The sequence below is a fragment of the Erwinia sp. MYb416 genome (genome assembly GCF_037479575.1).
GTDB lineage: Bacteria > Pseudomonadota > Gammaproteobacteria > Enterobacterales > Enterobacteriaceae > Erwinia > Erwinia rhapontici.
Genome location: NZ_JBBGYT010000172.1, coordinates 1 through 582 on the forward strand (window position 1 = coordinate 1; position 582 = coordinate 582).

The 582-nt window shown below is 54.0% G+C and carries 1 protein-coding gene; it reads right to left on the reverse strand.

Features of this window, described 5'->3' with window-relative positions; genetic code table 11:
• Positions 1-233: 233 nt before the first annotated feature.
• Positions 234-518: a YciI family protein gene (locus WH277_RS01645; protein ID WP_159337947.1), complete on the reverse strand. Its 285-nt coding sequence runs from the start codon at positions 516-518 to the stop codon at positions 234-236.
• Positions 519-582: the final 64 nt, after the last annotated feature.

Below are 582 nucleotides of genomic sequence, written 5' to 3' on the forward strand. Positions count from 1 at the left end.
TCGTGGCCGACCTTCTGTTTTGGTCGGCCACTGAATCTCCCGTAGTTACCCGCAGAAAGGGTACTCGCTGTCGCTTTCCAAACCGCCACCAAAGTGCGATTTCCTGTAGGGGTTGACCATTTTTTTCGGTCAACCCGTGCTCCATATGACTGCGGTATTGCAGCGGGGCGTTCTGCCCATTGCGGTCACCGGTGCTCTGTATTAAAGCGGGGTAGCTGTTGGTATCGGGACCATCAGATCCCGGTCAGTGCCGCAAACTTATCCGCAGAGCGGGTGATATTCACTTTTGTCACTTCGTAGCTGGCGACTTTCTGGAACGGATCTTCCGCCAGGATAACGTCCAGCTGCTTTCTGTCCATTTCTTTCACCATGATCATGCCGCCGGTGCGCGGATCTTTACGCCCGGCGCTGATAAAGGCCCCGGCGGTAAAGTAACGATTAATCCAGGCAACGTGAGGTTCCAGCAGCGCTTCCACTTCTTCCATGGGACGGGTGTAGGTCAGAAAGACGATATACATTCATCACTCCAAAACATTAAGGATTAGCCAGTTCGCGAATCAAGGGCAGCAGCACCGCCACCGA